The sequence below is a fragment of the Methylocapsa polymorpha genome (assembly GCF_045689225.1).
Lineage (GTDB): Bacteria > Pseudomonadota > Alphaproteobacteria > Rhizobiales > Beijerinckiaceae > Methylocapsa > Methylocapsa polymorpha.
In genome coordinates this window covers 1944595-1968759 of sequence record NZ_CP136862.1, presented here as the reverse complement: position 1 = coordinate 1968759, position 24165 = coordinate 1944595, and the positions used below count along the sequence as shown (strand labels likewise).

Here is a 24165-nt window from a genome sequence, read left to right as displayed (position 1 = left end):
GTTAATGCGGGGCGGAAAGGGTCCACGGCGCGGCCGGCGGCCGCCTGCAAACAGCCAAATTGACATGGACTTATCCGACGGTGAGAAAAGTCGGAGCATAATCTAGCACTTTCGGGGCGCCCTCGCGCTTTGAGACGGGCGCTTCGGGCTCTCCTTAGCACCACCAACATCAGGGATAAGGCCTTTGAAGCGACTCCTCTTCATTCTCGCTCTCTTCCTCGCCTCGCCCGCGTTTGCCGACGAATTCATCACGCTGGCCTCGACGACATCGACCGAGCAATCGGGCCTCTTTTCCTATCTCATTCCTTTGTTCAAGCAGGCGAGCGGGATCGACGTTCATGTGGTCGCGGTCGGCACCGGGCAGGCGCTGGCGATTGGCGCGCGGGGCGACGCCGATGCGCTTCTGGTGCATGACCGCGAAGGCGAAGATAATTTCGTCGCCGATGGCCATGGGATCGACCGGCGCGACGTGATGTTCAATGATTTCGTTCTGATCGGTCCAAAGTCCGATCCGGCCGACGTAAGGGGCGTGAAGAACGCCAAGGAGGCGCTGCGGAAAATTGCGGAAGCGAAAGCGCCTTTCGCCTCGCGCGGCGACGACAGCGGCACCCATAGAATGGAGCTGCGGCTCTGGAAAGCGGCCGGCGTCGACGTCGCGGCGGCCGCGGCCCCTTGGCGGCGCGAGACGGGCTCCGGCATGGGGCCAACGCTCAATATCGCCGCAAGCCTCGACGCCTATGTCCTCGCTGATCGGGCCACTTGGGCGAATTTCAAGAACCGCCAGTCTCTCGAAATCCTGAGCGAGGGCGATCCGGTTCTTTTTAATCCTTATGGATCGATTCTCGTCAATCCGAAGCTGCATCCGCACGTCAAGGCTGAACCGGCCAGACGCTGGCATGAATGGCTGACGTCTGCGCCGGGGCGCGCCGCAATCGCCTCTTACAAGATCAATGGGGAGCAAGTATTTTTTCTCCCCGACGCCATGGTCCGCTGAACGCAGGTCCGCTACACAGACGCGATGGACGACATCGGCCAGGCCTTCGTCATCGCCTTGAAGCTGATCGCTTCGGGAGACTCGGAGCTTTTCGCGACCGTCGGCCTGTCGCTCGCCGTCAGCCTTTCCGCCGCGGCCATCGCCTTTCTCTTGGGCGCGCCGGCGGGCGCTTTTCTCGTGGCTCAGACATTCCGGACGCGGCCGGCTTTGCTCGTGGTCCTCAATGCGCTTCTGGGCCTTCCATCCGTGGTCATCGGGCTTGTCGTCTATCTTCTCCTCTCCCGCTCGGGTCCTCTGGGCTTCCTCGGCCTCCTCTTCACGCCGAAAGCCATGGTGATCGGCCAAGCGATTTTGACCCTGCCGATCGTCGCCGTGCTCACCTATCGGGCGACCGAGACCTACTGGAGCAATTACCGCGATACGTTCCTGGTTTTCGGCGCGAGCAAGCTGCGCATGATGCGCACCTTGCTGGCAGCCGCGCGCGGCGCGCTCGTCACAGTGTTTCTGGCGGCGTTCGGCCGCGCCATCGCTGAAGTCGGCGCGATCATGATTGTCGGCGGCAATATCAGAGGCCTCACCCGAACCATGACGACGGCGATCGTCTTGGAGACAAGCCGAGGCGATCTTGCGCTCGCGCTCGGTCTCGGGATCATTCTGGTCGGCCTGACGGTTCTGGTCAGCGGCGCGGCGTTCCGGCTCAATCAGCGCATGTCGGATTATTGAGAGGCGGGACGCGGGCGTCGCTCGCGCCAAGGTTGATCCCACAGGCCTCGATCCGATATGAAGCCTGCTATGATCAGTTAGAATCGCTCCAAGACATGGGTCTTCACATGCTCCCCTTGCGCTCTCCGGGCTCTCTTAACATCCTTTTTGCCGGGCAGGCCGCCGCTGAACGCGCGCCAGCGGCCGAGCTCGGCGCTCTGCCGGAATGGAATCTCGCCGATCTTTATCCGGCGATGGATTCGCCCGCCTTCGCAAGCGACCTCGCCAAAGCCGAGGCCGAATGCAAAGCCTTCAATGAGGCCTATAGGGGAAGACTGGAAACTCTTGCCCAGGATCTCTCGGGCGCCGGGCTTGTCGAGGCGATACGCCGTTACGAGGCGCTCGAAGAGCTTTTAGGCCGCATCATGTCCTACGCTGGGCTCATCTATTCCGGCGACACGGCCGATCCAGCGCGGGCGAAATTCTATGGCGACGCGCAGGAGAAGATCACCTCCGCCTCCTCCAACCTCCTCTTCTTCGAACTCGAATTGAACCGGCTCGACGATTCCGCGCTCGCCAGGCTCGTCGAGTCAGGCCCTCTCGCGCATTACCGGCCGTGGATCGAGGACATCCGCAAAGGCAAGCCCTATCAGCTCGAGGATAAGATCGAGCAATTGTTCCATGAGAAATCCGTCACCGCATACGGCGCCTGGAACCGGCTGTTCGACGAGACCATCGCCGCGCTGCGCTTCACCGTCGATGGCGAAGCGCTGAGCCTCGAGCCCGTGCTGAACCTCATGCTCGACCCGAGCGAAGCGGTTCGCGAAAAAGCCGCCAACGCTTTCGGCCTTGGCTTGCGGGAAAATCTGCGGACCTTCACGCTGATCTCCAACACTTTGGCCAAGGACAAGGAGATCTCCGACCGCTGGCGCGGCTTCAAGGATGTGGCCGACGCGAGGCATCTAGCGAACCGCGTCGAGCGCGAGGTCGTCGACGCGCTGGTCGCCGCCGTGCGCGCCGCCTATCCGCGCCTCTCGCACCGCTATTACAAGCTGAAGGCCAAATGGTTCGGCAAGCCGGCGCTGAAACATTGGGATCGCAATGCGCCGCTGCCGAATGTCGCCGCCAAGACCTATGCCTGGGGCGAGGCGCGCGATACGGTTCTTGGCGCCTATGAGGCCTTTTCGCCGCAGATGGCCGGCATCGCCAAGCGCTTCTTCGACGAACGCTGGATCGACGCGCCGGTGCGCCCCGGCAAGCAGCCCGGCGCCTTCGCGCATCCGACCGTGCCTTCGGCGCATCCTTACGTGCTCCTGAACTATCAAGGCAAGCCGCGCGACGTGATGACGCTCGCGCATGAGCTTGGGCATGGCGTGCATCAGGTCCTCGCCGGCCCGAATGGGGCGCTCATGGCGCCGACGCCGCTGACCCTGGCCGAGACCGCGTCCGTCTTCGGCGAAATGCTCACATTCCGCGCGATGCTCGCCCGCACGACCAATGTCTCCGAGCGCCGCGCCATGCTCGCCGCCAAGGTCGAGGACATGCTGAACACGGTGGTGCGCCAGATCGCTTTCTATTCGTTCGAGCGCAAGCTCCATCTCGAACGCCGCAATGGCGAGCTGACGGCGGACCAGATCTGCGCGCTATGGATGGAGGAGCAGTCGGACAGCCTAGGGCCGTCGATCGAGCTCGGCGCGAATTATGAGACCTATTGGGCCTATATTCCGCATTTCATCCATTCGCCCTTCTATGTCTACGCCTACGCCTTCGGCGATTGCCTCGTCAATTCGCTCTATGGCGTTTACGAGAACGCGCAAGCGGGCTTCGCCGAGCGCTATCTGGCGATGCTTTCAGCCGGCGGCACCAAGCATCACGCCGAGCTGCTTGCGCCCTTCGGCCTCGACGCGCGCGATCCCGCCTTCTGGCAGATTGGGCTTTCAATGATCGAAGGGATGATCGTCGAGCTCGAAGGCTTGGAAGGAAAAGCTTAGGGCGCGGCGACGTTCATGCCCTGGCTCTATCTCGCCATCGCCATTGTGTCCGAGGTCGTCGCGACCTCGGCGCTGAAATCGGCCGAAGGCTTTACGCGCCTCGTCCCCTCTCTGCTGGTGATCGTGGGCTATGCGCTCGCTTTTTATTTTCTCTCGCTCACTTTGCGGGATATTTCAGTCGGCGTCGCTTACGCGGTCTGGTCCGGCGCCGGCATTGCGCTCGTGTCCTTGATCGGCTGGGTCCTCTATAACCAAGCTCTTGGCGCTGGCGAATTGGCGGGGATGGGATTTATCGTTTTCGGCGTCATCTTGCTCAATATATTTTCGAAAGGGGCGCATTGAGAGAGGGTTGCGGGCGCTTGGCTTTCTTCGCGAGGAATCTTCCTGGAAACCGAGAAAAATGAGATGAGCCAAGGACGATATGCGCATCTCTGGCCCGGCGTTCCCCTCGCCCTCGCCTCCGCAATTCTGTTCGGCGCCTCGACGCCTTTGTCGAAGCTCCTGCTTGCAGCAATAGATCCGCAAATTCTGGCGGGCGCGCTTTACCTCGGCGCCGGCTTCGGCCTCGCCGCGCTTCGCCGCGCCAGCGCCGCCCGCGGCCTCCTCACCGACGAGGCGCCCCTGCGCAAGAAAGATCTCCCGTGGCTCGGCGGGGCTGTGATTTTCGGCGGCGTCCTCGGCCCGCTGTTCCTGATGCTGGGCCTCGCTCGCACCGACGCGGCCTCCGGCTCCTTGCTGCTCAATCTGGAATCGCTCTCAAGCATGGGCATCGCCTGGCTTGTCTTCCAAGAGAACGTCGACAGGCGTCTTCTGCTTGGCGCTTTTTCCATCGTCCTCGGCGCCGCGCTCTTGTCCTGGACCGGCCAGGGGGTCGCTCTCAATCAAGGAGCCGCGTTGATCGCGGCGGCGTGCCTCGCCTGGGGAATCGACAATAATCTCACCCGCAAGCTTTCCGGGGCCGATCCCACGCAAATCGCCATGATCAAAGGGCTTGTCGCGGGGACCGTAAATGTCGGCCTCGCCCTTTGGCGCGGCGCCATCCTCCCCGCGCCCATGTTTCTTGGCGCCGCTGGCTTCGTCGGCTTTCTCGGCATTGGCCTAAGCCTCGTCGCCTTCATCCTCGCCCTGCGCCATCTCGGCGCAGCGCGCACAGGCGCCTATTTTTCGCTGGCGCCCTTCATCGGGGCCATGCTGTCGCTTGTCATTTTGCATGACCCCTTCACCGCAAGGCTGTTCGTCGCCGGCCTGCTGATGGGCCTCGGCCTATGGATTCATCTCAACGAGGAGCATGTCCACGAACATGAGCATGAAGGCCTCGAGCATGAGCACAGCCATGTGCATGACGCGCATCACCGGCATGCCCACGCGGAGCCAGCGCAAGAGCCGCATTCGCATTGGCATCGCCATGAGCCCTTGCGCCATGCGCATCCGCATTATCCCGATCTGCATCACAGGCATCATCACGGATAGAGGCGCAACCAACGCGCCGCGCTTTTGATCTGGCGTCAGCGCACGAAGCCCAGAATATCCTTCACCGCGACGATATTCTCATGCGCGAGCGCCCGCGCGCGATCGGCGCCGTCGACGAGAACCTCATCGATATAGGCTGCGTCGTTTTTCAGCCGCTTCATCTCCGCGCCGATCGGCCCGAGCTTCGTCACCGCGAGATCGACAAGGGCCGCTTTGAAGGCGGAGAAATTGCCGCCGCCGAAAGCCTTCAGAACATTCTGCTTCGTCTCGCCATTGAGCGCCGCGAATATGCCGACGAGATTTTCCGCTTCGGGCCTATTGGCGAGCCCTTCGATCTCGGAAGGCAATGCTTCGGGATCGGTCTTCGCCTTGCGAACCTTCTGCGCGATCGTGTCGGCGTCGTCGGACAGATTGATCCGCGAATAATCGGAAGGGTCCGATTTCGACATTTTTTTGCTTCCGTCGCGCAGGCTCATGACGCGCGTGGCCGGCCCTTGAATCAAGGGCTCGGGCAAAGGGAAAAACCCTTCGCCATGGCCATGCGCGGCGATCGACGCGGCAAAATCAAGGTTGAACTTTTGCGCTATGTCGCGCGCGAGTTCGAGATGCTGCTTCTGGTCCTCGCCAACCGGAACATGGGTCGCCCGATAGACAAGAATGTCGGCCGCCATCAGACAGGGATAGGCGTAAAGGCCGACCGAAGCGTTCTCGCGATCCTTGCCTGCCTTCTCCTTGAATTGCGTCATCCGGTTCAGCCAGCCGATGCGCGCAACGCAATTGAACACCCAGGCAAGCTCGGCATGTTCGGAAACCTGGCTCTGGTTGAAGACGATATGCTGCCTTGGATCGACGCCCGAAGCGATGAAGGCCGCCGTCACCTCCCTGATGCTCGCCTTCAAGTCTTCCGGGTTTTGCGGCAGCGTGATCGCGTGAAGATCGACGACGCAATAGATGCAGTCATGCGTTCTTTGCAGCTCGACGAATTTGACGATCGCGCCGAGATAGTTGCCAAGATGCAGGTTGCCCGTCGGCTGCACGCCGGAGAAGACGCGTTCGATGAATTTTGCCATACGGGAAAGGGCTCCTGACGTAGCTCAGCGATTTGTCAGCCTTATCCCGCGGCGCAAAGCGCATGGCAAGGGTTTGCCGCGCATCGGCTTCAACTGCGCCATATGCTAAAGAATAAACCGGCTCAGATCCGCGTTCTTGGCGAGATCGCCGATGTTCCTTTCGACGAAGTCGGCGTCGATCTCAATCCTCTCGCCGGACCGATCGGACGCCGTGAAGCTCACCTCGTCGAGGACGCGCTCCATCACCGTTTGCAAGCGCCTTGCGCCAATATTCTCCACCGTGGAATTGACCTGAACCGCGATCCTCGCGAGCGCGTTCACGGCGTCGGGGGTGAACGTAAGCTCGACTCCTTCAGTGCGCAGCAGAGCTTCATATTGCTTGATGAGGCTCGCCTCCGTTTCAGTAAGGATGCGGCGGAAGTCATCCTCGGTCAAAGGCGCAAGCTCGACCCTGATCGGGAGCCTTCCCTGCAGCTCGGGCAAGAGGTCGGAAGGCTTCGAGATATGGAAGGCGCCGGACGCAATGAATAAAATATGATCTGTCTTAACCACGCCATGCTTGGTCGCGACGCTCGTGCCTTCGATGAGCGGCAGAAGGTCGCGCTGAACGCCTTCTCGCGAGACGTCCGCGCCGCCCCGGCCTTCGCGCGCGCAAATCTTGTCGATCTCATCGAGGAACACAATCCCATTGTTCTCGACTTCGTGAATGGCCTCCTGCACGATCTGATCCTGATCGATCAGCTTGTCGCTCTCCTCAACGATCAAGGGGCCGGTCGCGTCCTTGACCGTGGTGCGGCGCGGCTTCGCGGACTTGCCGAGCGCCTTGCCGAAAATATCGCCGATCGAGATCGCGCCGATCGAAGCGCCAGGCATGTTGGGCAGCTCGAACATCGGCATTGACGAGGCGGCCTGCGCGACCTCGATCTCGATCTCCTTTTCGTCAAGCTCTCCGGCGCGCAGCTTCTTGCGGAAACTGTCGCGCGTCGTCGCCGAGGCGTTGACGCCGACGAGCGCGTCGAGAATCCTCTCTTCCGCCGCGAGCTCGGCGCGCGCATGAACGAGCTTGCGCTTCTCGTCGCGCGCCATGGCGATCGCCGTCTCGACGAGATCGCGCACAATTTGCTCGACATCGCGGCCGACGTAGCCAACCTCGGTGAATTTGGTCGCCTCGACCTTCAGGAAGGGCGCGCCTGCGAGCCTCGCGAGCCGTCTTGAAATCTCGGTCTTGCCGCAGCCGGTCGGGCCGATCATCAAGATGTTTTTCGGCAAGACCTCCTCGCGCATGGCGCCTTCGAGCCGCAGACGGCGCCAGCGATTGCGGAGCGCAATCGCGACGGCGCGCTTGGCGTCGTTTTGCCCGACGATGAAACGGTCGAGCTCGGAAACGATCTCGCGCGGAGAAAAATCGGTCATCTCAATCGCTTCCCGTCAAAGAACCGCCCCGAGGCCCGCGCTCATTTCGAGGCGATCGATTCGAGGACGAAATTGCCATTCGTGTAGACGCAGATTTCGGAGGCGATTTGCAGCGCGCGGCGGGCGATGGCCTCGGCGTCGAGATCGGTCGCAAGCAGCGCGCGGCCGGCGGCGAGCGCATAATTGCCGCCGGAGCCAATCCCCATGACGCTGCTGCCTTTATCGGCCGCCTCCGGCTCCAGCACATCGCCGGTGCCGGTCAGCACGAGGCCCGCCTCCTTGTCGGCGACGAGCATCATCGCCTCGAGCCGACGCAGATAGCGGTCCGTGCGCCAATCCTTGGCGAGCTCGACGCAGGCGCGCATGAGCTGGCCGGGATACTGCTCGAGCTTGGATTCGAGGCGCTCGAACAAGGTGAAGGCGTCGGCGGTCGCGCCGGCGAAACCGCCGATCACTTCGCCTTTGGCGAGCCTGCGAACTTTTTTCGCGTTGCCCTTGACGATGGTTTGCCCGATCGAGACCTGACCGTCGCCGCCGATGACCGTGCGGCCGTCTTTTCTCACCATGATGATGGTGGTCCCATGCCAGCCGTCCCGGCCCGGCGGATGATCTTGCATCAAGGCTCTCTAAAAAAATCGCGCCGGCGCGGCGCTTTCCACAGGCAAGGGCTTATGCCGCTTCCATCTATGGACTTGCGGGAAGCGATGCAAGGGCGGCCCATGCGGGTCGGGGTTGTGTAAGAATTATCGACCAGGGTATGATCCGGCTTATAGTCAAGATTTAGCTAAAGCAAGCCGATAATAGGGAGACCAAAATCTGCCTATATTTCTCTGTTCCCTAAGCCTAATAGACATGTTGAAAATATCATTATCACAGCCGTTGATTGACAGTGGTGGGTTTTGTCCTGGATTTGTTGGGATGGCGCGCGATCGCGCGCCAGATCAGGCGATGAGCCTGTGCGCCTGCTGGCGAGACGGACCAAGCTCAAAGCAATGGGAAAGGCCAATTCGGAATGACTAAGACGGCGCCGCCTGCCTTTGCAGCCGTAATTATTCGCGAGATCCCGAATGGGGAGACCAGCTTGGGTCGACCGGCCGAAGCGGCCGATCTTTCAACATGCAAGGCGGCTAATTCGACGCGTCGGCGGACATAACTATCGTCGGCGATCCCGACTTAGAGCGGGCGTTTTCGCTATTATTCATTTGCAATAATGTTAATTATCAATGCGAGGCTAATAATGTCGTGTCTCGATGATGTAGATGTGCGGACGCTGCTTCGGCTCGAGACAAACCTCACTGATCAGTCGCTCGACGGCTTTATCGAGCAGATTCGGCAGCGTTTCAGTCTCACGAACAGCGTCTATTTCTGTCCCTCGTTTCGGGGGCGCAGCCTGGCGGATCCGTTTGTCACGACGACCTATAGCGCCGGATGGATCGAGCATTACAAGGCCCAACGCTACGCTTCGATCGACCCCGTGATCAGCATCGGCGCAAGATCTGTCCACGCGGTTGATTGGGCCCACCTGCCGCGCGGGGACGCGAAGGTCCGGCGCCTATTTAGTGAAGCCAAGGAAGCCGGGGTCGGCTGCCAGGGTTTGACGATCCCGGTTCGGGGGCCGACAGACGGGCTCTGGGCGCTTTTTGTCGCCACCTCCAGCGAAAGCGACTCCGAATGGGCCGGCCGCCGCCATGAGCTCGTAAAGGACCTCACGCTTGTTGCCTATTACGCCCACCAGCGCGCGTATGAACTGCACGAAATGGGTCCGACGGTCGATCTCAACGTCGTCACCAAGATTGAAATCGAGGCGCTAGAATGGGCGGCCGCCGGAAAATCCGTCGATGAGACTGCGATTTCGATGCGCATCTCAACCAGCGCGGTCAGGGCGCATCTCGATTCAGCGCGCCATAAGCTGCAAGCGCTCAATCACGTCCACGCCGTCACCAAGGCAATTCGAGCAGGTTTGATCAATTGATTGTGGGCCGCGACCGAACAGTCGAACAGGCGAAACGCCCGGCTCGCTTCGGGGCGCTGAGGGTAGCCAAGCGCGCCGCGACTTGCTAGAGCGTTTTGCAGCGCAAGCGATCCAGCCCCGATCCGCCCTAAAAAGCGCCAAAGCCGCTTCAAACTCAGCCGAGCCCCCTTCATGCGCAAAGGCGCCATTTCGCGGAAAACCAAAGAGACGGACATCGAGGTCGGCGTCGATCTCGACGGCTCCGGCTTGGCCAGGATTTCAACGGGGATCGGCTTTTTTGATCACATGCTGGAGCAGCTCGCACGCCATTCGCTGATCGACATTGAAATAAAGGCGAAAGGCGATCTCCATATTGATCAACATCATACGGTCGAGGACACCGGGATCGCGCTCGGGCAGGCGATCCGCCGCGCCCTGGGCGACATGGCCGGGATCACGCGCTTCGCCGACGTGCTTCTGCCCATGGACGAGACCTTGACCCGCGTCGCGATCGATATATCCGGCCGCCCTTTTCTCGTCTTCAGGACGCAATTCGCGAGAGCGAAGATCGGCGATTTCGACACCGAGCTGGTGCGCGAATTTTTCCAGGCCTTCACCATGCACGCCGGAATGAATGTCCACGTCGAGACCTTATATGGCGAGAATTCGCATCATATATCGGAATCCTCGTTCAAGGGCCTCGCCCGCGCCCTGCGCGCGGCGGTCCAGCTGGACCCCCGCCAAAACGGCGCGATCCCGTCGACGAAAGGGTCGCTTGCCGGCTAGAGCATTTTCAAGCGGATCGTTTTACGGTTCGCCTATAGAATAAGGCGAAGGCGTGTCTTCGCCGAAAAGTCGAGTCGCTTTTTCAAGGACATGCTCAAGCGCAGCGGCGCTCAGAGGAGCCTATCCATGGCCGTCTATTCGGTTCATCTGCAGGGTGAAGGCGCATCAGGCGTCGCCGAGGCCGCTTTCATTCGCGAGAGCTTCGCCTGGGACGCTTTTTTGACTGGGCCGTTTTGGCTGCTGCGGCGCCAGTTGTGGCTCGCCGCCGCGCTTTGGATCGCCGCATTTTTCGCGCTCGTGATTTTCTCCGGGCTCGGCGTCTTGTCCCTCGCCGCGAGCTGGACAATCGTCCTGTTGCTCCAGATCCTGTTCGGGCTCGAGGCCAATCGCCTGCTCGAGCGCAAGCTCGTCCGCCATGGGTATCACCTCGTGGAGGTTATCGCCGCTCCCGCGCTCGACCAGGCCGAATTCGCGTTCTTCCGTCATTTCGAGGCGCCTGCGCCGTTGGAGCCGCGCGCCACGCGGACGGGGACCGGGTCGCGCCAAGACGTGCTCGGCGTCTTTCCTGACCCAGGGCCGCGCCGGTGAGCGTTGTTGCTATTGTCGATTACGGCTCCGGCAATCTCCATTCCGCCCACAAGGCCTTCGAGCGCGCCGCACGAGAGGCCAGCTTGCCACACGAGATTCTGGTTACGAATGACCCGGACGTCGTCGCGGGCGCGGATCGTGTCGTCCTGCCGGGCGTCGGCGCCTTCGCCGACTGCCGCCGCGGCCTCGACGCCGTTCCGGGCATGATCGCGGCCATGACCTTCGCCGTCCGGGAAAAGGCGAGGCCCTTTCTCGGGATTTGCGTCGGGATGCAATTGATGGCCACGCGCGGGCTCGAACATGAGGTCACGTCCGGGCTCGGCTGGATCGAAGGCGATGTCGAGGCGATCGCGGCCGCCCCGGAGCTGCGCATCCCGCATATGGGCTGGAACACGCTCGACGCCCGCCGGCCGCACCCGCTGCTCGCCGATATTCCAACGGGCGAGAACGGCCTGCACGCCTATTTCGTCCATTCCTACGTTTTTCGGCCGACAAGCGAAGAGTGCGTCATCGCGGCCACCGATTACGGCGGACCGCTGACCGCGCTCATCGGGCGAGACAATATGGCCGGCGCGCAATTCCATCCGGAAAAGAGTCAGGCGCTCGGCTTGGCGCTCATCGCCAATTTCCTCAGGTGGCGGCCATGATCCTTTTCCCCGCGATCGATCTCAAGGAAGGCCGCTGCGTGCGCCTCGAGCAAGGCGACATGGCGAAGGCCACAATCTTCAACGAGGACCCAGCCGCCCAGGCGCAGAGGTTCGAAGCGCAAGGCTTCGAATATCTCCATATCGTCGATCTTGACGGCGCCTTCGCCGGCAAGCCGATGAATGCGCTCGCGGTCGAGGCCATCCTCAAGAGAATCAAAATCCCGGCCCAGCTCGGCGGCGGCATTCGCGACCTCAAAACCATCGAGGCTTGGCTCGGCAAGGGCGTTTCCCGCGTCATCATCGGGACGGCGGCGGTCCGCGATCCGGATCTCGTCCGGCGCGCGGCGAAGCTCTATCCTGGCCGCATTGCGGTCGGCATAGACGCGCGCGACGGGTTTGTCGCCGTCGAAGGCTGGGCCACGGCATCAGCCCTCGCCGCGGCCGATCTCGGCAAGCGCTTCGAGGACGCCGGCGTTGCGGCGATCATCTACACCGACATCGCCCGCGACGGCGTTTTGCGCGGCTTGAACATCGAGGCGACCCTGGCGCTCGCCGACGCGCTTACGATTCCCGTCATCGCCTCGGGCGGCCTCGCCTCGCTCGAAGACGTCGAGCGCCTGCTGAAGCCCGATTGCGCCAAGCTCGAAGGCGCGATCACGGGCCGGGCGCTTTACGACGGGCGGCTCGATCCTGCGCAGGCGCTAAAGCTGATCCGGCTGGCGAAGGCTCCGGCATGATGAAACGCAACCCACAGAGGCGCGCCGATGCTTAAAGCCCGCGTCATCCCCTGTCTCGACGTCAAGGATGGCCGCGTCGTCAAGGGCGTGAATTTCGTCGATCTGCGCGACGCCGGCGATCCGGTTCAATGCGCCATCGCCTATGATTCCGCCGGCGCCGATGAGCTTTGTTTCCTCGACATCACGGCGAGCCACGAAAACCGCTCGATCATTCTCGATGTGGTCCAGCGGACGGCGGAGGCCTGCTTCATGCCGCTCACCGTCGGCGGCGGCGTCCGCACGCTAGAAGATATTCGCAAGCTTCTCCTCGCCGGCGCCGACAAAGTCTCGATCATGACCGCCGCCGTCGCGAACCGGGCCTTCGTGCGGGAGGCTGCGGAAAAATTCGGCAGCCAATGCGTCGTCGTCGCCATCGACGCCAAGGAGACTGCCCCCGGCAAATGGGAGATCTTCACCCATGGCGGGCGACATCCGACCGGCCTTGACGTCATCGCCTATGCGCGGGAAGTCGTCGCGCTCGGCGCAGGCGAAATTCTCTTGACCTCGATGGATCGCGACGGCGCCAAAAGCGGCTTCGATCTGGCCCTCACCCGCGCCGTCACAAACGCCGTCAACGTTCCGGTGATCGCATCCGGCGGCGTCGGCACGCTCGATCATCTCGTCGAGGGCATTCACGACGGCGGCGCCACCGCCGTGCTCGCCGCTTCGATCTTTCACTTCGGCGAATTCACCATCGGCGAGGCCAAGCGCTATATGGCGAGCTTCGGCTTGCCGATGCGCTTGGACCCGAGCCCTACAGCATTGCGCTCGGGCGAAGCAAGCCTCGCCGCGGAGGCCGGCCAATGATCGAGTTCACTTTGAACGATCTCGCCGCGATCATAGAAGCGCGGTCCCGCGCCGACGCCGCTTCGTCCTACACCAAATCGCTGCTTGACGGCGGCCCCGCGCGCGCGGCGAAGAAATTGGGCGAGGAGGCGGTGGAGCTCGTCATCGCCGCGCTCCAAGGGGACCGCGACGCGATCGTCAGCGAAAGCGCCGATCTGCTCTATCATCTGCTCGTCGTTCTGCATCAGAGCGGCGCGCCCTTGGCGGAGGTTCTCGCCGAGCTTGAGCGGCGCACCGCGCAGTCGGGCCACGAAGAAAAAGCCGCGCGACATAAAAATTCGCCTTGACCCGCCGCGCGGTCCTGCCAAGACATCGGACGCATAGAGCCGGCCTTGAACAAAGGACCTTGCATGGACGAGCGTGCGCCTCCTCCTGCCGCAGCGACTCTGTCTCCCTACCACCGCTTCAGCCGAAGCGAATGGGCGGCGCTGCGCGCCGATACGCCGCTGACCCTGACGCTTGAGGACCTCACGCGGCTCAGATCGCTCAATGATCCGATCTCGCTCGACGAGGTCATTGCGATCTATCTACCCTTGTCGCGTCTGCTTTCGCTCTACGTCGCCGCAACTCAAGGGCTTTACAAGGCCACCCAGCGCTTTCTCGGCGATGAGGACGGGAAGACGCCCTATATTATCGGCGTCGCGGGCTCGGTTTCGGTCGGCAAATCGACCTTGTCGCGCGTCATGCAAACGCTTTTGTCGCGCTGGCCGAACACGCCCAAGGTCGAGCTTGTCACAACGGATGGATTTCTCCATTCGAACGCTGTGCTGGAAAGCGAAGGCCTGATGCAGAAAAAGGGCTTTCCGGAGAGCTATGATGGGGCCGCGCTTCTGCGCTTTCTCTCCGACGTGAAGGCCGGCGAGCGCCACGTCCGGGCTCCCGTTTATTCTCATGTCACTTATGACGTCATCCCTGGCGAATATATTGTCGTCGACCGCCCGGATATTCTTGTCGTCGAAGGCTTGAACGTGCTGATGCCGAACCGCCCCGCGAAGGACGGCAGGGCCATCCCCTTCGTCTCAGATTTCTTCGATTTTTCGGTCTATCTCCACGCCGGGGAGAGCGATCTCGAACAATGGTTCGTCGCGCGTTTCATGCGGCTGCGGCAGACCTCGTTTCGCGATCCCGCCTCCTATTTCAAGAAATACGCCGATCTCGACGACGCCGCGGCGGAAGCCACCGCGCGCGACATCTGGAGGAGGATCAATCTGCGAAACCTGCGCGAAAATATTTTGCCGACTCGCGCGCGCGCCAATCTCGTCCTCACGAAAGGCCCGAGCCACCGCATCGAGGAAGTGGAGTTGCGAAAGCTGTAGGCGCACGGGAGCGCGAATATGAGCCATATAGTCCAGCGTCGCCAAAACCGGCGATCGGGTAGATAAATCTCAAGGGACCCAATGGCTCATCCTTCTGTGAAGCATGTCGTCATCGTGGGAGGCGGCGCGAGCGGCGTGCTCATGGCCGCGCATCTGCTGCGCGCCGATCCCGAAAATCTCCGCGTTACCCTTATCGAGAGAGGCGGCGCGTTGGGCCGAGGCCTCGCCTATGCGACCAGCAATCCCGCGCATGTCTTGAACGTGCGGGCCGCAAATATGAGCGCATTCGCCGATGACCCGGATCACTTCTGGCGCTGGATCGCCCAAAGCGCCGGCGCATCTATTCCCGGCCAATTGGATCGCTCTTCTTTCGCCCCCCGCGCGCTCTATGGACGCTATCTCGAAAGCCTCCTCGATCCCTATCGATCGCGCGACGGGGAAGCTCGGCCGCTCGATCGCATTGTCGCTGAAGCGCGCGCTTTGAGCGAAACTCCCGAGGGCGTGGAGGTGACTCTGGACGATGGTTCGATCTGTCCCGGCGACCTTCTGATCCTTGCTTGCGGCCATGAGGCGGAGGACAAGAATCGCGACGCAATTTATGCAAGCCCGTGGCGCCCGCCCCTCGCCGCAGGTTTGCCCCGCGATGCGCCGGTCTTGATCCTCGGCTCCGGGCTGACTATGGTGGATGCGGTTCTGTCGCTGCTCGACGAGGGCCATCTCGGCGAGATCGTCGCCATATCGCGCCATGGCCTCCTGCCTCAGGTCCACCGCCCTGTCGATCCCTTGCCGTTCGACGCGGCCGACGTGCCCTTTGGGACAAGCCTCGGCTATTTATGGCGCTGGTTTCGACAGCAGACGCAATGGGCGATCGATCGCGGCGGCGACTGGCGCTCGGTCGTCGACGGCATCCGCCCGCATACCCAAAAAATATGGCGGCATCTGCCGCAGGAGTCGCGGCGCCGTTTTCTCGAACATGCGCGATCCTGGTGGAACGTCCATCGACATCGCATGGCGCCCGAAATCGCCGCGCGTCTGAAGGCGGCGATGACGAGTCGGCAATTGAAAATTGTCGCGGGAAAGCTCGGCGGCGTCGCGCGGACGGACTCGGGAGCGACGGTGGAGTACAGGCCGCGCGGCGAGCGGAGGATCGAAACTCTGAATGTGGCGAGGATATTCGATTGCAGAGGCCTCGCCCCGGACCCCGCCGACACAAGAAATCCGATCCTCAGAAGCCTTCTCGATCAGGGCTTGGCCCGACCGGATCCCCTCGGCATAGGGCTCGACGTCGACGCGAACTGCGCACTCATCGCTCAATCCGGGAAGGCGTCGCAACGCATTCTGGCGGTCGGCCCCCTGACCCGCGCGGCTCTTTGGGAGATCGTCGCCATCCCCGACATTCGCGTTCAGGCGGCGCAGATCGCAGCCGAATTGACCGCGAAAAACCCTTCGTAATGGCTCTAAGCCTCAGGTTCTCTACGCAGGAAAAAATGTCCCCTCTCGTCCCCGCCGATCCCGCCGAGGTCGCGGCCGCCGTGACCCTCGCGGCGGCGTCGAAAACGCCACTCTCGATCACTGGCCTCGGCTCCAAATCGGCGCTGGGCAGGCCGGGGAAAGCCTTGCGCAGCCTCGACCTTTCCGCGCTTTCAGGCGTGATTTTTTATGAACCGGAGGAGCTTGTCATTTCCGCGCTCGCCGCGACCCCGATCGAGCAGATCGAGGCGCTGCTCGCCGCGCAAAACCAAGAGCTCGCCTTCGAGCCCATGTCTTTCGGCGCGCTCCATGGGTCGGGGCCTGGCACGCTCGGCGGCTGCCTCATGACCAATCTCTCCGGGCCGCGCCGCATCAAGGCGGGCGCCGCGCGCGACCATGTACTGGGCCTGAAGGCCGTCTCCGGCCGCGGCGAAGCCTTTAAGGCCGGCGGCCGGGTGGTGAAGAATGTAACGGGCTATGACCTTCCGCGCGGTCTCGCCGGATCTTTCGGAACGTTGGCGGTGGCCACCGAAATCACCTTCAAAGTTTTGCCGCGCGCGGAAACTCTCGCGACCCTCATTCTCCCAGGCCTCGAGCCCGCCCCTGCCATAGAAGCGCTCTGCGCCGCGATGGGCGCGCCGGTCGATGTTTCCGGCGCGGCGCATTTGCCGGCTTTATCCGCGAAACGCCAGGGGTTTCCAACTGCGATCACCGCTTTGCGCCTCGAAGGGTTCGCGCCTTCCGTCAACGAACGGTTCGAGCGCTTGGCGGCGAGCCTGAAGCCTTTCGCCGCCGCCGAACGGCTCGACCCTGCGGCGTCAAATAGTCTTTGGCGGGCGATCCGCGATGTCGCGCCGCTTGCCAACCCGAGTGAAAATCTTATCTGGAAGATCTCCGTCGCGCCGACGGCCGGACCGAAAATCGCCGAAGCCGCGGCCAAGGCTTTCCCATGCGAGGCTTTGTTCGACTGGTCCGGCGGCCTCGTCTGGCTCGCGCTCGAACCCTCGCCGGAAGTTGGCTCAGACGCCGGCGCCGCGGTCATTCGGCGCGCGATCGCGCAAAATGGCGGCGGCCATGCAACCCTTGTTCGCGCCCCTGCCGAGCTTCGGGCGCAGATGGATGTGTTCGAGCCGCAGCTGGAGGCGCTCGCTTCTCTGTCGCGCCGGCTCAAGGCCGCTTTCGATCCGCACGGGATTCTGGAGCCCGGACGCCTCTTCGCCGAGTTCTGACATGCAGACGAATTTTTCTCTGGCGCAGCTTGCCGACCCCGCCACTGCGGAGGCGGAGAAGATTTTGCGCGCCTGTGTCCATTGCGGCTTTTGCACCGCGACCTGCCCGACTTTCGTGCTGCTCGGCGACGAGCTAGATAGTCCGCGCGGGCGCATCTATCTCATCAAGGAGATGCTCGAAAAGGATCGGCCCGCAGACGCCGAGACGGTCTTGCACATCGACCGCTGCCTGTCCTGCCTCGCCTGCATGACGACCTGCCCATCCGGCGTCCACTACATGCATCTCGTCGATGAAGCGCGCGCGCGGATCGAGAAGACCTATCGAAGACCGCTTTCGGAGCGAACCCTTCGCGGCTTGCTGGGTTTTGTTCTCCCTTATCCGCGACGTTTTGGACTCGCCTTGCGAGCGGGCGCCCTCGCCGCGCCTTTGGCGCCGGTTCTCGCGCGCTTCGGCCAGACAGGCCAAAGGCTCGCGGCCATGCTGCGGCTTGCGCCGAAGCGAATACCGCGAGCCTCATCCTTTGGAAAGCGCGGCGCGATAAAGCCGCAAGCGGAGCCAGTCGCCCGCGTCGCATTGTTGAGCGGTTGCGCGCAAAAAATCCTGCGGCCGGAGACCAATGATGCGACGATCCGGCTGCTCACGCGCCTCGGCGTCGAGATTGCGCCGGCGCGCGGCGAAGGGTGTTGTGGCGCGCTCGTCCATCATTTGGGCGAGGAGGCGCAAGCTCTCGCCCAAGCGCGGCGCAATATCGATGTGTGGAGCGCCGAGATCGAAACGCGCGGCCTCGACGCCATAATCATTACAGCTTCAGGCTGCGGGACCATGATCAAGGATTATGGTTTCCTCTTGCGCAATGATCCAGCCTATGCCGCCAAGGCCACGCGCGTGTCGGCGCTCGCCAAGGATGTGACCGAATTTCTCGCGACGCTCGAACTGCCGAAGCCGCGCGGCGCGCTTTCTTTCACGGTCGCCTATCAATCCGCTTGTTCGATGCAACATGGCCAGAAGATCGACGCTTTGCCGAAAGAACTTTTGGCGCAAGCCGGCTTCAGGGTGCGCGATGTTCCCGAGGGGCATTTGTGCTGCGGCTCCGCCGGAACCTACAATATTCTTCAACCGGAGCTAGCTGTGGCGCTGCGCGACAGAAAGATCGCCAATATTCTGAAAACCTCTCCCGATCTGGTCGCTACAGGAAATATTGGCTGCATGACGCAGATCGCGAGCGGCATGGACATTCCCGTGCTTCACACGATCGAGCTTCTCGATTTCGCCTATGGCGGGCCACAACCGGCTGCAATCGGCCAGAGTCGAGAGCGCTTCGAGAGCGAGAAGAAATAGCAGGCGAATTCGGCTTTTACGGCGAACTCAAGTTTTGGCCTCCCTTTCGAGCAAGGCGCGCTTGCGTTCGACGCCCCAACGATAGCCGGAGAGCGCGCCATCGGTCCGCACGACGCGGTGGCAGGGAATCGCCACCGCGAGGGCGTTCGCGGCGCAGGCCTGGGCGACTGCGCGAGCCGACTTGGGCGATCCGATCCGCTTGGCGATCTCGGCATAGCTGGCCGTGGAGCCAGCGGGAATCTCCTGAAGAGCCCGCCAGACGCGCTGCTGGAAGGCCGTGCCGCGCAGGTCGAGCGGCAGATCGAGGCCTAGCGCCGGGGCTTCGACGAAGCCGACCACTTTGGCGACCATGTCCTCGAACGCCGCGTCGCCGCCGATCAGGCGCGCATGTGGAAAACGGTCTTGCAGGTCCCGCGCGAGCGCGTCCGGATCATCGCCCATGAGAATGGAGCAAACCCCGCGCTCGCTTCGCGCCACAAGGATGGATCCGAGTGAGCATTCGCCGATTGCAAAGCATATTTCGGCGTTGGCGCCCCCAGCTCGATATTGGCTTGGGGTCATGCCGAGCATCTGGTCCGAGGTTTCGTAGAACCTTCCATTGGAGTTGAAGCCGGCCTCATAGATCGCCGCCGTCACGGTCGCATCCGGCTTGGCCAGCCCGTCCCGGACGCGCCTGGCCCGTTCGGCAATCGCATAGGCCTTTGGCGTCACGCCGGTCGCGGCCTTGAAGACCCGGTGGAAATGATAGGCGCTGAGCCCCGCCGCGCGCGCCAGCGCATCGAGGCTCGGGATCTCTTCGGCGGCCGCAATGGTCCGGCAGATGTCCGCAACCTTCGCCGCGCGCTGCTGGAGGAGCGCAGGCTCATTCGGCTTGCACCGCTTGCAGGGACGAAATCCCGCCTGCTCGGCGTCTTCGCAAGTCGGGTGGAACCTGACATTTTCCGGCCTTGCAAGGCGGGCTGCGCATGACGGGCGGCAGTAGACGCCGGTCGTCTTGACGGAATAGAAGAACTTGCCGTCGGACGCACGATCCCGCGCGACAAGGCGCGGCCATCGCGGGTCCAGATGAGCCGGCGCTTCGGCGTGCTTGGACTTGTCGATCACAGCCTTCATCCTCGCATCATTTCGCCAATTCATGTCGCGCGCTGGAGCGCTTCTTGATCGGGCTGAAGCTCATGATCGAAAAGGAGCCGCTCAAATGCAGACGCGTCGGAGCATGGCCACATCGAAAAGCTCGATCAGATCGACAGGCTTTAATGTAACCGTCGCGATCGCGGGGCGCACTCCGGCTCTTGCTTTCAAATTAGGCGTCCGCGCCGGCCTTACGCGCGTCTTCGGACGCCTCACTTTCCGTTCGAAGGGCCTATCGCCAATGAGCGCGGCCCGCTTCCGACCTTTATCTGTCGTATCTCGGTTTCGCGCGCGATGTCGAGAACCGAAATCGTGTCGGAGAACCAGTTGACGACAAAGGCTACATCGCCCGTGGAGCTGAAGGCTACGCCTTCCGGATATTGGCCGACCTTTATCGCCGCGATGATCTTCAAGCTTCTCGCGTCGATCAGCGAGACGGAGCCCGCGGCTTGATTGGAGACGAGAATGCGTTCTCCATCCGGCGAAGCCGCCACGCCATAAGGCATGCTGCCGACAGGCAAGTTTGCGACAACCTGCAGGGCGTCCGCGTCGATCACGGTAAGATCGTTGCTGCGCACATTGGCGACATAGACTCGCCGCGACGCCGGCGAAAACGCTATCGCGAAAGGAGCCCGGCCGACGGGGACAGTAGCGATTGCGGCAAGCGTGTCGGCGTCGCGCACGCTGACCGAATCGCTTTCTCGGTCGGCTGTGAAAAGACGACGTCTCGCATAATCGACCACAAGGCCGGCGGGCGAACGGCCGACCGGCGCCTCGTTCACAATAGCGCCGGTCGCGACATCGATTTTCGAGACTAGGTTGCGGCTCCAATCATCGACGAAAATATGGCTTCCGTCAGTGTCGGCGGCTATACCGAAAGGCGCGCCAGGATAGGAAATCGACCTCTCGACGCTTCCCTGCGCTACATCGATGACGCTGATCCGGCCGCTCTCCGGGTGCGTTGCAAAAAGACGCGTCCCGTCGGGCGACAAAGCCAAGCCAACGGGCTCCCGCAAGGTCGCGATTCGAAGCAGTTCGCTCGAGGCGCCGGCTTCTATCTCGCTAACGCATGACGCCTCCTGACTGGCTACATAAAGAATATCAGCAGCCAGGGCGCCAGTGGCGGGACATATGGCCCCAAGGATGAGAAGTCCGAGTTGCGCGAGACGCCGACGCAACGAGAACTTCACCCTTTATGCTCTGCGAGACTCTTCAGATTGCGCAATCCGCTTTGGAAGAAGTCGGTCATCGCCTTCGTCGCTGCTTCGTCATTCAGCTCTTCGGGAGGATCATTGCCGGTATCGCCGCGATAGTAGCGCCCGATCCATTCAACCTTGGCCGTCCCATCGGCGGAAGGCTCGACCGTGATCGTCGCCGTGTAGGAACTCACCGGCAGCGCCTTCACATCTTCGTCCACGCGGCGATAAGAGTAGGTCATCTTCGACGGATCATATTCGGTGAGGCCATCGACAACCTGACCGCCGCTCTTCAAAGTGAACACCCGCAATTTGCCTTGGATCTCGTCCGATTTCGCCGAGCTTTCAGCGACGAGCGGATGCCATTTAGACAAGTTTGCGAAATCCCCGATCAGCGCCCAGACCGCCTCGGGCTTGGCGCCGATCGCCACGCTCTCATCGATCTTATGCGGCGTCGGACCATGCGCTTCAGCGTCGAGCCCGATAATGGAGGCCGCAATGGCGGCCCCGGCGAAAATTATGATTGCTCTCCTGCGCTCCGAGCGGCTTTCGACTATACGCTGCAGACGACCTGACGCCTTATTCATAGAAACCTCGAATTGCCATCACTGAAATTTCTCCAGTAGCAATGAGGCGTTTCACAAGCAACAGAATAATGATAGTATTAAACGACGCTACATTTCGTTCCCTCCTCATCTATACGGATTTATTCTATTGTATTTAGGAACTAATCCATTTTCTATGGGAACTTTTCCAGGCGTCGGGCGGCTTACCCGCAAGGCCCGGAGAGCCATGACCCTGGCGACCCAATCGTTGGAAACGGACGAGGCTGCGCAAGACGAGTCGAAGAGGTCCTAAGATGCTCTATTTCATGCGCGCGAGCGCCTCAATGCGCGCGAGGCTCATTCTCATCCCATCTTGCCTGCTCGCCCTCGGGATCGTCGCGGCGATCTTCGTGACGCTTTACGACGCCAAGGACCGCATCAGCTCTGAAATTGCTTCGGGCGTAAATCTTGGCAGCATTCTGATTGGATATGCGCTCGACGATGTCGTAGTAGCCGCGAAGCCGGAGGAGGCCTTGCAGCAACTGCAGGATGAACTGGCCCATATTCGGCACATTAGCGTTCGCTACAAGCGCTATGGGGGTGGGCCCAATGATTACACTGATCCGGCGGCCCCGAATGCGGCGGCGCCAAAATGGTTCAGGGATTTTTTCGAACCTGAAAGGATCGTCAAATCCTATCCTGTAACCATCAAGGGCGAGCAGCATGGCGAACTCGTCATGTGGACGAAACCGTCCGACGAGGTCGCGGAAATCTGGAGCGGGCTTGTTTTCCTGACTGATCTCCTCGCCGCGATTTCGGCAGGAATCGTGACGCTAATCTCGCTAACCGCGAATCAGATGCTGAGGCCGCTCAATGATCTCGTTGATGGACTTGGCCGTCTGCAACGCGGACAATTTTCAGGGCTTGGCGAAATATGCGTCGTCGAGCTGCGCCAGATCGGCGAGCAATTCAATCGGCTCGCCCGATCCCTGGCGCGGACCGAAGCCGACAATCATCTGCTGATCGATCGCCTGATGTCGATCCAGGAGGCCGAACGCAAGGAGCTTGCGCGCGAACTGCACGATGAATTCGGAGCGTCTTTATTTGGCATCAGGGCTGCGGCCTCTTGCATCATCGAGGACGCCTCGGCGGACCTGAACGCTGACCGCAGACACGAAATCATCGGCCGCGCCGAAGCGATATCGGCGCTCGCCGACTCGATTCAAAAGCAAAACTATCGAATCCTTGAACGCATTCGTCCGGTCATCTTGCATCAAGTCGGCCTGCTCAACGCCACACGGCATCTCGTCGAGGAATGGCGCGCGGCGCACCGCGACGTCGACTGCGAGGTCAGCCTTCCTCCCGAGCAGCCTGCGTTCGATGAGGAGGTGAGCCTTACGAGCTATCGCATCGTTCAGGAATGCCTGACCAATGTCGCTCGCCATGCAAGGGCCAGGAGCGTTCGCGTCGCGCTCGAGATCAACGCCAACCACGACGACTCCCTCGCCGCCTCGACCGCAAGCCGCCGCAGCATCCATGTTTCAGTCGAGGACGATGGCGTTGGCCTGCCGGCCGATTTCAGATTCGGCTTTGGATTCCTCGGCATGAGCGAGCGCGTCCGCAAGCTCGGCGGTCAGTTCAATGTTTCGAATGGCGCGCGCGCCGGAGCATTGATCGAAGCCGTCATACCCGTCGCCGATGTCGCCGCGTGACGATCGGGCTCGGCTCCGGCTCACGGCCCAGGATTGAAGGATCGAGGCGGCATGAACGACCGTGTAAAGGTGCTGGTGATTGAAGACCATCCGATTGTTCGAGACGGATGCCAGCGCATTTTCAACCGACGCCCCGACATCGAGATGGCGGAGGCGGTTTCCGCGGTGGCCGGCCTCGCCAGGAATCGAGAGTTCGCTCCAAATGTGATCGTCCTCGATGTCGGATTGCCCGACGCGAGCGGCTTCGACATCATCCCGGAGCTTCTTGCCGACAATGCGCACGCCAAAGTCATCATATTCAGCATGTATGAGGCGCCGAGTTTCGTGACTTGCGCCTTGGAAAAAGGCGCCAAGGGCTACATCACAAAAAATGACGATCCGAACGCGATCCTCAAAGCGATCGATAAGGTTCTCTCGGGCGCCGTCTATCTCGGCCAAGCGGTGGCGCAACATCTGGCTATGGCCAATCTCGCCCCCGCGAACGACCCGCTGCGCGACCTGAACGATAGAGAACGCCAAATCATGCGGCTGCTCGGCGAAGGCAAGAGCATGACCGAGATTTCAGTTCAGCTGGCGCTCGGCTACAAAACCGTCGCCAACGCCGTCGCCGCCGTCAAACAGAAGCTGCGCATAACAACAAGCTCGGCGCTGATAAAATTCGCCGTCGAGCTCAGAACGAAGACGTAGCCGTCATCGTCGCAGCGACGCGCGCCCTTCCGCCGGCGGCGCGCTAGATCTGTCGTCGGATCAAAGACTGAGCGCGGCGAAATAGCTTCGATAAAAGCATCCACGCCTAGCGACGCAGCGATCTGGCTCATTTCGCCGCCTGTGTGGAGGGCGGCGTAGAGTTCTCTTACGCCAATGTATTTTTCCAGAGTGATATAGAATATATCAATGCTATTATTCAGTAACTCAATTCTATTGTAGACTTATTGTTCTTGCATTTTAATTGGCTGAAATTAGTACTGTCGCGACTGATGCATCATGCGCGCC

General features: G+C 61.6%; 24 protein-coding genes. 18 read left to right on the top strand and 6 right to left on the bottom strand.

Annotated elements, in window-relative coordinates; translation table 11 throughout:
- Positions 1–184 precede the first annotated feature (184 nt).
- The 5 genes from RZS28_RS09025 (at position 185) to RZS28_RS09005 (ending at position 5157) form a co-directional block, all read left to right on the top strand.
- Positions 185–994: a substrate-binding domain-containing protein gene (locus RZS28_RS09025; RefSeq protein ID WP_407340973.1), complete on the top strand. Its 810-nt coding sequence runs from the start codon at positions 185–187 to the stop codon at positions 992–994.
- A 24-nt stretch (positions 995–1018) separates the two neighbouring features.
- Positions 1019–1717: an ABC transporter permease gene (locus RZS28_RS09020; RefSeq protein ID WP_407340972.1), complete on the top strand. Its 699-nt coding sequence runs from the start codon at positions 1019–1021 to the stop codon at positions 1715–1717.
- Positions 1718–1824: 107 nt separating this feature from the next.
- Entirely contained in the window at positions 1825–3687 is a 1863-nt protein-coding gene (locus RZS28_RS09015; protein ID WP_407341085.1) for a M3 family oligoendopeptidase, read from the top strand.
- 15 nt (positions 3688–3702) lie between these two features.
- Entirely contained in the window at positions 3703–4029 is a 327-nt protein-coding gene (locus tag RZS28_RS09010) for a DMT family transporter (protein WP_407340971.1), read from the top strand.
- A 63-nt stretch (positions 4030–4092) separates the two neighbouring features.
- Positions 4093–5157, top strand: coding sequence for a DMT family transporter (locus RZS28_RS09005; RefSeq protein ID WP_407340970.1), 1065 nt, complete (start codon positions 4093–4095; stop codon positions 5155–5157).
- Between the two features lie 35 nt (positions 5158–5192).
- Here the strand turns inward: RZS28_RS09005 and trpS are convergent, their stop codons facing one another.
- The 3 genes from trpS to hslV form a co-directional block, all read right to left on the bottom strand.
- The gene (gene trpS, locus RZS28_RS09000; protein ID WP_407340969.1) at positions 5193–6227 is read right to left on the bottom strand and encodes a tryptophan--tRNA ligase; all 1035 of its coding nucleotides are present in this window, start codon (positions 6225–6227) and stop codon (positions 5193–5195) included.
- Between the two features lie 105 nt (positions 6228–6332).
- On the bottom strand, positions 6333–7640 hold the full coding sequence (hslU, locus tag RZS28_RS08995) for an ATP-dependent protease ATPase subunit HslU (RefSeq protein ID WP_407340968.1): 1308 nt from the start codon (positions 7638–7640) through the stop codon (positions 6333–6335).
- A 41-nt stretch (positions 7641–7681) separates the two neighbouring features.
- The gene (hslV, locus tag RZS28_RS08990) at positions 7682–8257 is read right to left on the bottom strand and encodes an ATP-dependent protease subunit HslV (RefSeq protein WP_407340967.1); all 576 of its coding nucleotides are present in this window, start codon (positions 8255–8257) and stop codon (positions 7682–7684) included.
- 620 nt (positions 8258–8877) lie between these two features.
- Between hslV and RZS28_RS08985 the strand changes: the two genes are divergently transcribed.
- The 11 genes from RZS28_RS08985 (at position 8878) to glcF (ending at position 18588) form a co-directional block, all read left to right on the top strand.
- Positions 8878–9612, top strand: a complete 735-nt coding sequence (locus RZS28_RS08985) for an autoinducer binding domain-containing protein (RefSeq protein ID WP_407340966.1) — start codon at positions 8878–8880, stop codon at positions 9610–9612.
- A gap of 171 nt (positions 9613–9783) precedes the next feature.
- A complete protein-coding gene (gene hisB / locus RZS28_RS08980) occupies positions 9784–10377 on the top strand; it encodes an imidazoleglycerol-phosphate dehydratase HisB (RefSeq protein ID WP_407340965.1) in 594 nt (197 codons plus the stop codon).
- Positions 10378–10503: 126 nt separating this feature from the next.
- The gene (locus RZS28_RS08975; protein ID WP_407340964.1) at positions 10504–10965 is read left to right on the top strand and encodes a DUF2628 domain-containing protein; all 462 of its coding nucleotides are present in this window, start codon (positions 10504–10506) and stop codon (positions 10963–10965) included.
- Entirely contained in the window at positions 10962–11612 is a 651-nt protein-coding gene (hisH, locus tag RZS28_RS08970) for an imidazole glycerol phosphate synthase subunit HisH (RefSeq protein WP_407340963.1), read from the top strand. Before RZS28_RS08975 ends, hisH begins: the two co-directional genes overlap by 4 nt.
- Positions 11609–12349, top strand: coding sequence for a 1-(5-phosphoribosyl)-5-[(5-phosphoribosylamino)methylideneamino]imidazole-4-carboxamide isomerase (gene hisA / locus RZS28_RS08965; RefSeq protein WP_407340962.1), 741 nt, complete (start codon positions 11609–11611; stop codon positions 12347–12349). The genes hisH and hisA overlap by 4 nt, the downstream gene beginning before the upstream one ends.
- Positions 12350–12376: 27 nt before the next feature.
- Positions 12377–13195: an imidazole glycerol phosphate synthase subunit HisF gene (hisF, locus tag RZS28_RS08960; RefSeq protein WP_407340961.1), complete on the top strand. Its 819-nt coding sequence runs from the start codon at positions 12377–12379 to the stop codon at positions 13193–13195.
- Positions 13192–13521, top strand: coding sequence for a phosphoribosyl-ATP diphosphatase (locus RZS28_RS08955; protein ID WP_407340960.1), 330 nt, complete (start codon positions 13192–13194; stop codon positions 13519–13521). Before hisF ends, RZS28_RS08955 begins: the two co-directional genes overlap by 4 nt.
- A 63-nt stretch (positions 13522–13584) precedes the next feature.
- Entirely contained in the window at positions 13585–14550 is a 966-nt protein-coding gene (gene coaA / locus RZS28_RS08950; protein WP_407340959.1) for a type I pantothenate kinase, read from the top strand.
- Positions 14551–14631: 81 nt separating this feature from the next.
- The gene (locus RZS28_RS08945; protein ID WP_407340958.1) at positions 14632–16002 is read left to right on the top strand and encodes an FAD/NAD(P)-binding protein; all 1371 of its coding nucleotides are present in this window, start codon (positions 14632–14634) and stop codon (positions 16000–16002) included.
- 35 nt (positions 16003–16037) lie between these two features.
- A complete protein-coding gene (gene glcE / locus RZS28_RS08940; protein WP_407340957.1) occupies positions 16038–17249 on the top strand; it encodes a glycolate oxidase subunit GlcE in 1212 nt (403 codons plus the stop codon).
- Between the two features lies 1 nt (position 17250).
- On the top strand, positions 17251–18588 hold the full coding sequence (gene glcF, locus RZS28_RS08935) for a glycolate oxidase subunit GlcF (protein WP_407340956.1): 1338 nt from the start codon (positions 17251–17253) through the stop codon (positions 18586–18588).
- Between the two features lie 27 nt (positions 18589–18615).
- On the opposite strand, the gene ada is transcribed toward glcF, so the two are convergent.
- From ada to RZS28_RS08920, 3 genes are all read right to left on the bottom strand, one after another.
- Positions 18616–19701, bottom strand: coding sequence for a bifunctional DNA-binding transcriptional regulator/O6-methylguanine-DNA methyltransferase Ada (gene ada, locus RZS28_RS08930; protein WP_407340955.1), 1086 nt, complete (start codon positions 19699–19701; stop codon positions 18616–18618).
- Positions 19702–19931: 230 nt separating this feature from the next.
- Positions 19932–20909 carry a beta-propeller fold lactonase family protein gene (locus RZS28_RS08925; RefSeq protein WP_407340954.1) on the bottom strand — a complete coding sequence of 326 codons (978 nt, stop codon included), beginning with the start codon at positions 20907–20909 and terminating at the stop codon, positions 19932–19934.
- Positions 20906–21502, bottom strand: a complete 597-nt coding sequence (locus RZS28_RS08920; protein ID WP_407340953.1) for an SRPBCC family protein — start codon at positions 21500–21502, stop codon at positions 20906–20908. The genes RZS28_RS08925 and RZS28_RS08920 overlap by 4 nt, the downstream gene beginning before the upstream one ends.
- Before the next feature lie 272 nt (positions 21503–21774).
- Here RZS28_RS08920 and RZS28_RS08915 point away from each other — a divergent pair, with 272 nt between their 5' ends.
- The gene (locus tag RZS28_RS08915; RefSeq protein WP_407340952.1) at positions 21775–23172 is read left to right on the top strand and encodes a histidine kinase; all 1398 of its coding nucleotides are present in this window, start codon (positions 21775–21777) and stop codon (positions 23170–23172) included.
- A gap of 51 nt (positions 23173–23223) precedes the next feature.
- A complete protein-coding gene (locus RZS28_RS08910) occupies positions 23224–23859 on the top strand; it encodes a response regulator (RefSeq protein WP_407340951.1) in 636 nt (211 codons plus the stop codon).
- Positions 23860–24165: the final 306 nt, after the last annotated feature.

What these genes read in the sequence shown, in the direction of transcription:
- RZS28_RS09020 (WP_407340972.1), top strand. Translation starts at nt 1,019, where the DNA reads ATGGACGACATCGGCCAGGCCTTCGTCATCGCCTTGAAGCTGATCGCT.
- RZS28_RS09015 (WP_407341085.1), top strand. Translation starts at nt 1,825, where the DNA reads ATGCTCCCCTTGCGCTCTCCGGGCTCTCTTAACATCCTTTTTGCCGGG.
- RZS28_RS09010 (WP_407340971.1), top strand. Translation starts at nt 3,703, where the DNA reads ATGCCCTGGCTCTATCTCGCCATCGCCATTGTGTCCGAGGTCGTCGCG.
- RZS28_RS09005 (WP_407340970.1), top strand. Translation starts at nt 4,093, where the DNA reads ATGAGCCAAGGACGATATGCGCATCTCTGGCCCGGCGTTCCCCTCGCC.
- trpS (WP_407340969.1), bottom strand. Translation starts at nt 6,227, where the DNA reads ATGGCAAAATTCATCGAACGCGTCTTCTCCGGCGTGCAGCCGACGGGC.
- hslU (WP_407340968.1), bottom strand. Translation starts at nt 7,640, where the DNA reads ATGACCGATTTTTCTCCGCGCGAGATCGTTTCCGAGCTCGACCGTTTC.
- hslV (WP_407340967.1), bottom strand. Translation starts at nt 8,257, where the DNA reads ATGCAAGATCATCCGCCGGGCCGGGACGGCTGGCATGGGACCACCATC.
- RZS28_RS08985 (WP_407340966.1), top strand. Translation starts at nt 8,878, where the DNA reads ATGTCGTGTCTCGATGATGTAGATGTGCGGACGCTGCTTCGGCTCGAG.
- hisB (WP_407340965.1), top strand. Translation starts at nt 9,784, where the DNA reads ATGCGCAAAGGCGCCATTTCGCGGAAAACCAAAGAGACGGACATCGAG.
- RZS28_RS08975 (WP_407340964.1), top strand. Translation starts at nt 10,504, where the DNA reads ATGGCCGTCTATTCGGTTCATCTGCAGGGTGAAGGCGCATCAGGCGTC.
- hisA (WP_407340962.1), top strand. Translation starts at nt 11,609, where the DNA reads ATGATCCTTTTCCCCGCGATCGATCTCAAGGAAGGCCGCTGCGTGCGC.
- hisF (WP_407340961.1), top strand. Translation starts at nt 12,377, where the DNA reads ATGCTTAAAGCCCGCGTCATCCCCTGTCTCGACGTCAAGGATGGCCGC.
- RZS28_RS08955 (WP_407340960.1), top strand. Translation starts at nt 13,192, where the DNA reads ATGATCGAGTTCACTTTGAACGATCTCGCCGCGATCATAGAAGCGCGG.
- coaA (WP_407340959.1), top strand. Translation starts at nt 13,585, where the DNA reads ATGGACGAGCGTGCGCCTCCTCCTGCCGCAGCGACTCTGTCTCCCTAC.
- RZS28_RS08945 (WP_407340958.1), top strand. Translation starts at nt 14,632, where the DNA reads ATGGCTCATCCTTCTGTGAAGCATGTCGTCATCGTGGGAGGCGGCGCG.
- glcE (WP_407340957.1), top strand. Translation starts at nt 16,038, where the DNA reads ATGTCCCCTCTCGTCCCCGCCGATCCCGCCGAGGTCGCGGCCGCCGTG.
- glcF (WP_407340956.1), top strand. Translation starts at nt 17,251, where the DNA reads ATGCAGACGAATTTTTCTCTGGCGCAGCTTGCCGACCCCGCCACTGCG.
- ada (WP_407340955.1), bottom strand. Translation starts at nt 19,701, where the DNA reads ATGAAGGCTGTGATCGACAAGTCCAAGCACGCCGAAGCGCCGGCTCAT.
- RZS28_RS08920 (WP_407340953.1), bottom strand. Translation starts at nt 21,502, where the DNA reads ATGAATAAGGCGTCAGGTCGTCTGCAGCGTATAGTCGAAAGCCGCTCG.
- RZS28_RS08915 (WP_407340952.1), top strand. Translation starts at nt 21,775, where the DNA reads ATGCTCTATTTCATGCGCGCGAGCGCCTCAATGCGCGCGAGGCTCATT.
- RZS28_RS08910 (WP_407340951.1), top strand. Translation starts at nt 23,224, where the DNA reads ATGAACGACCGTGTAAAGGTGCTGGTGATTGAAGACCATCCGATTGTT.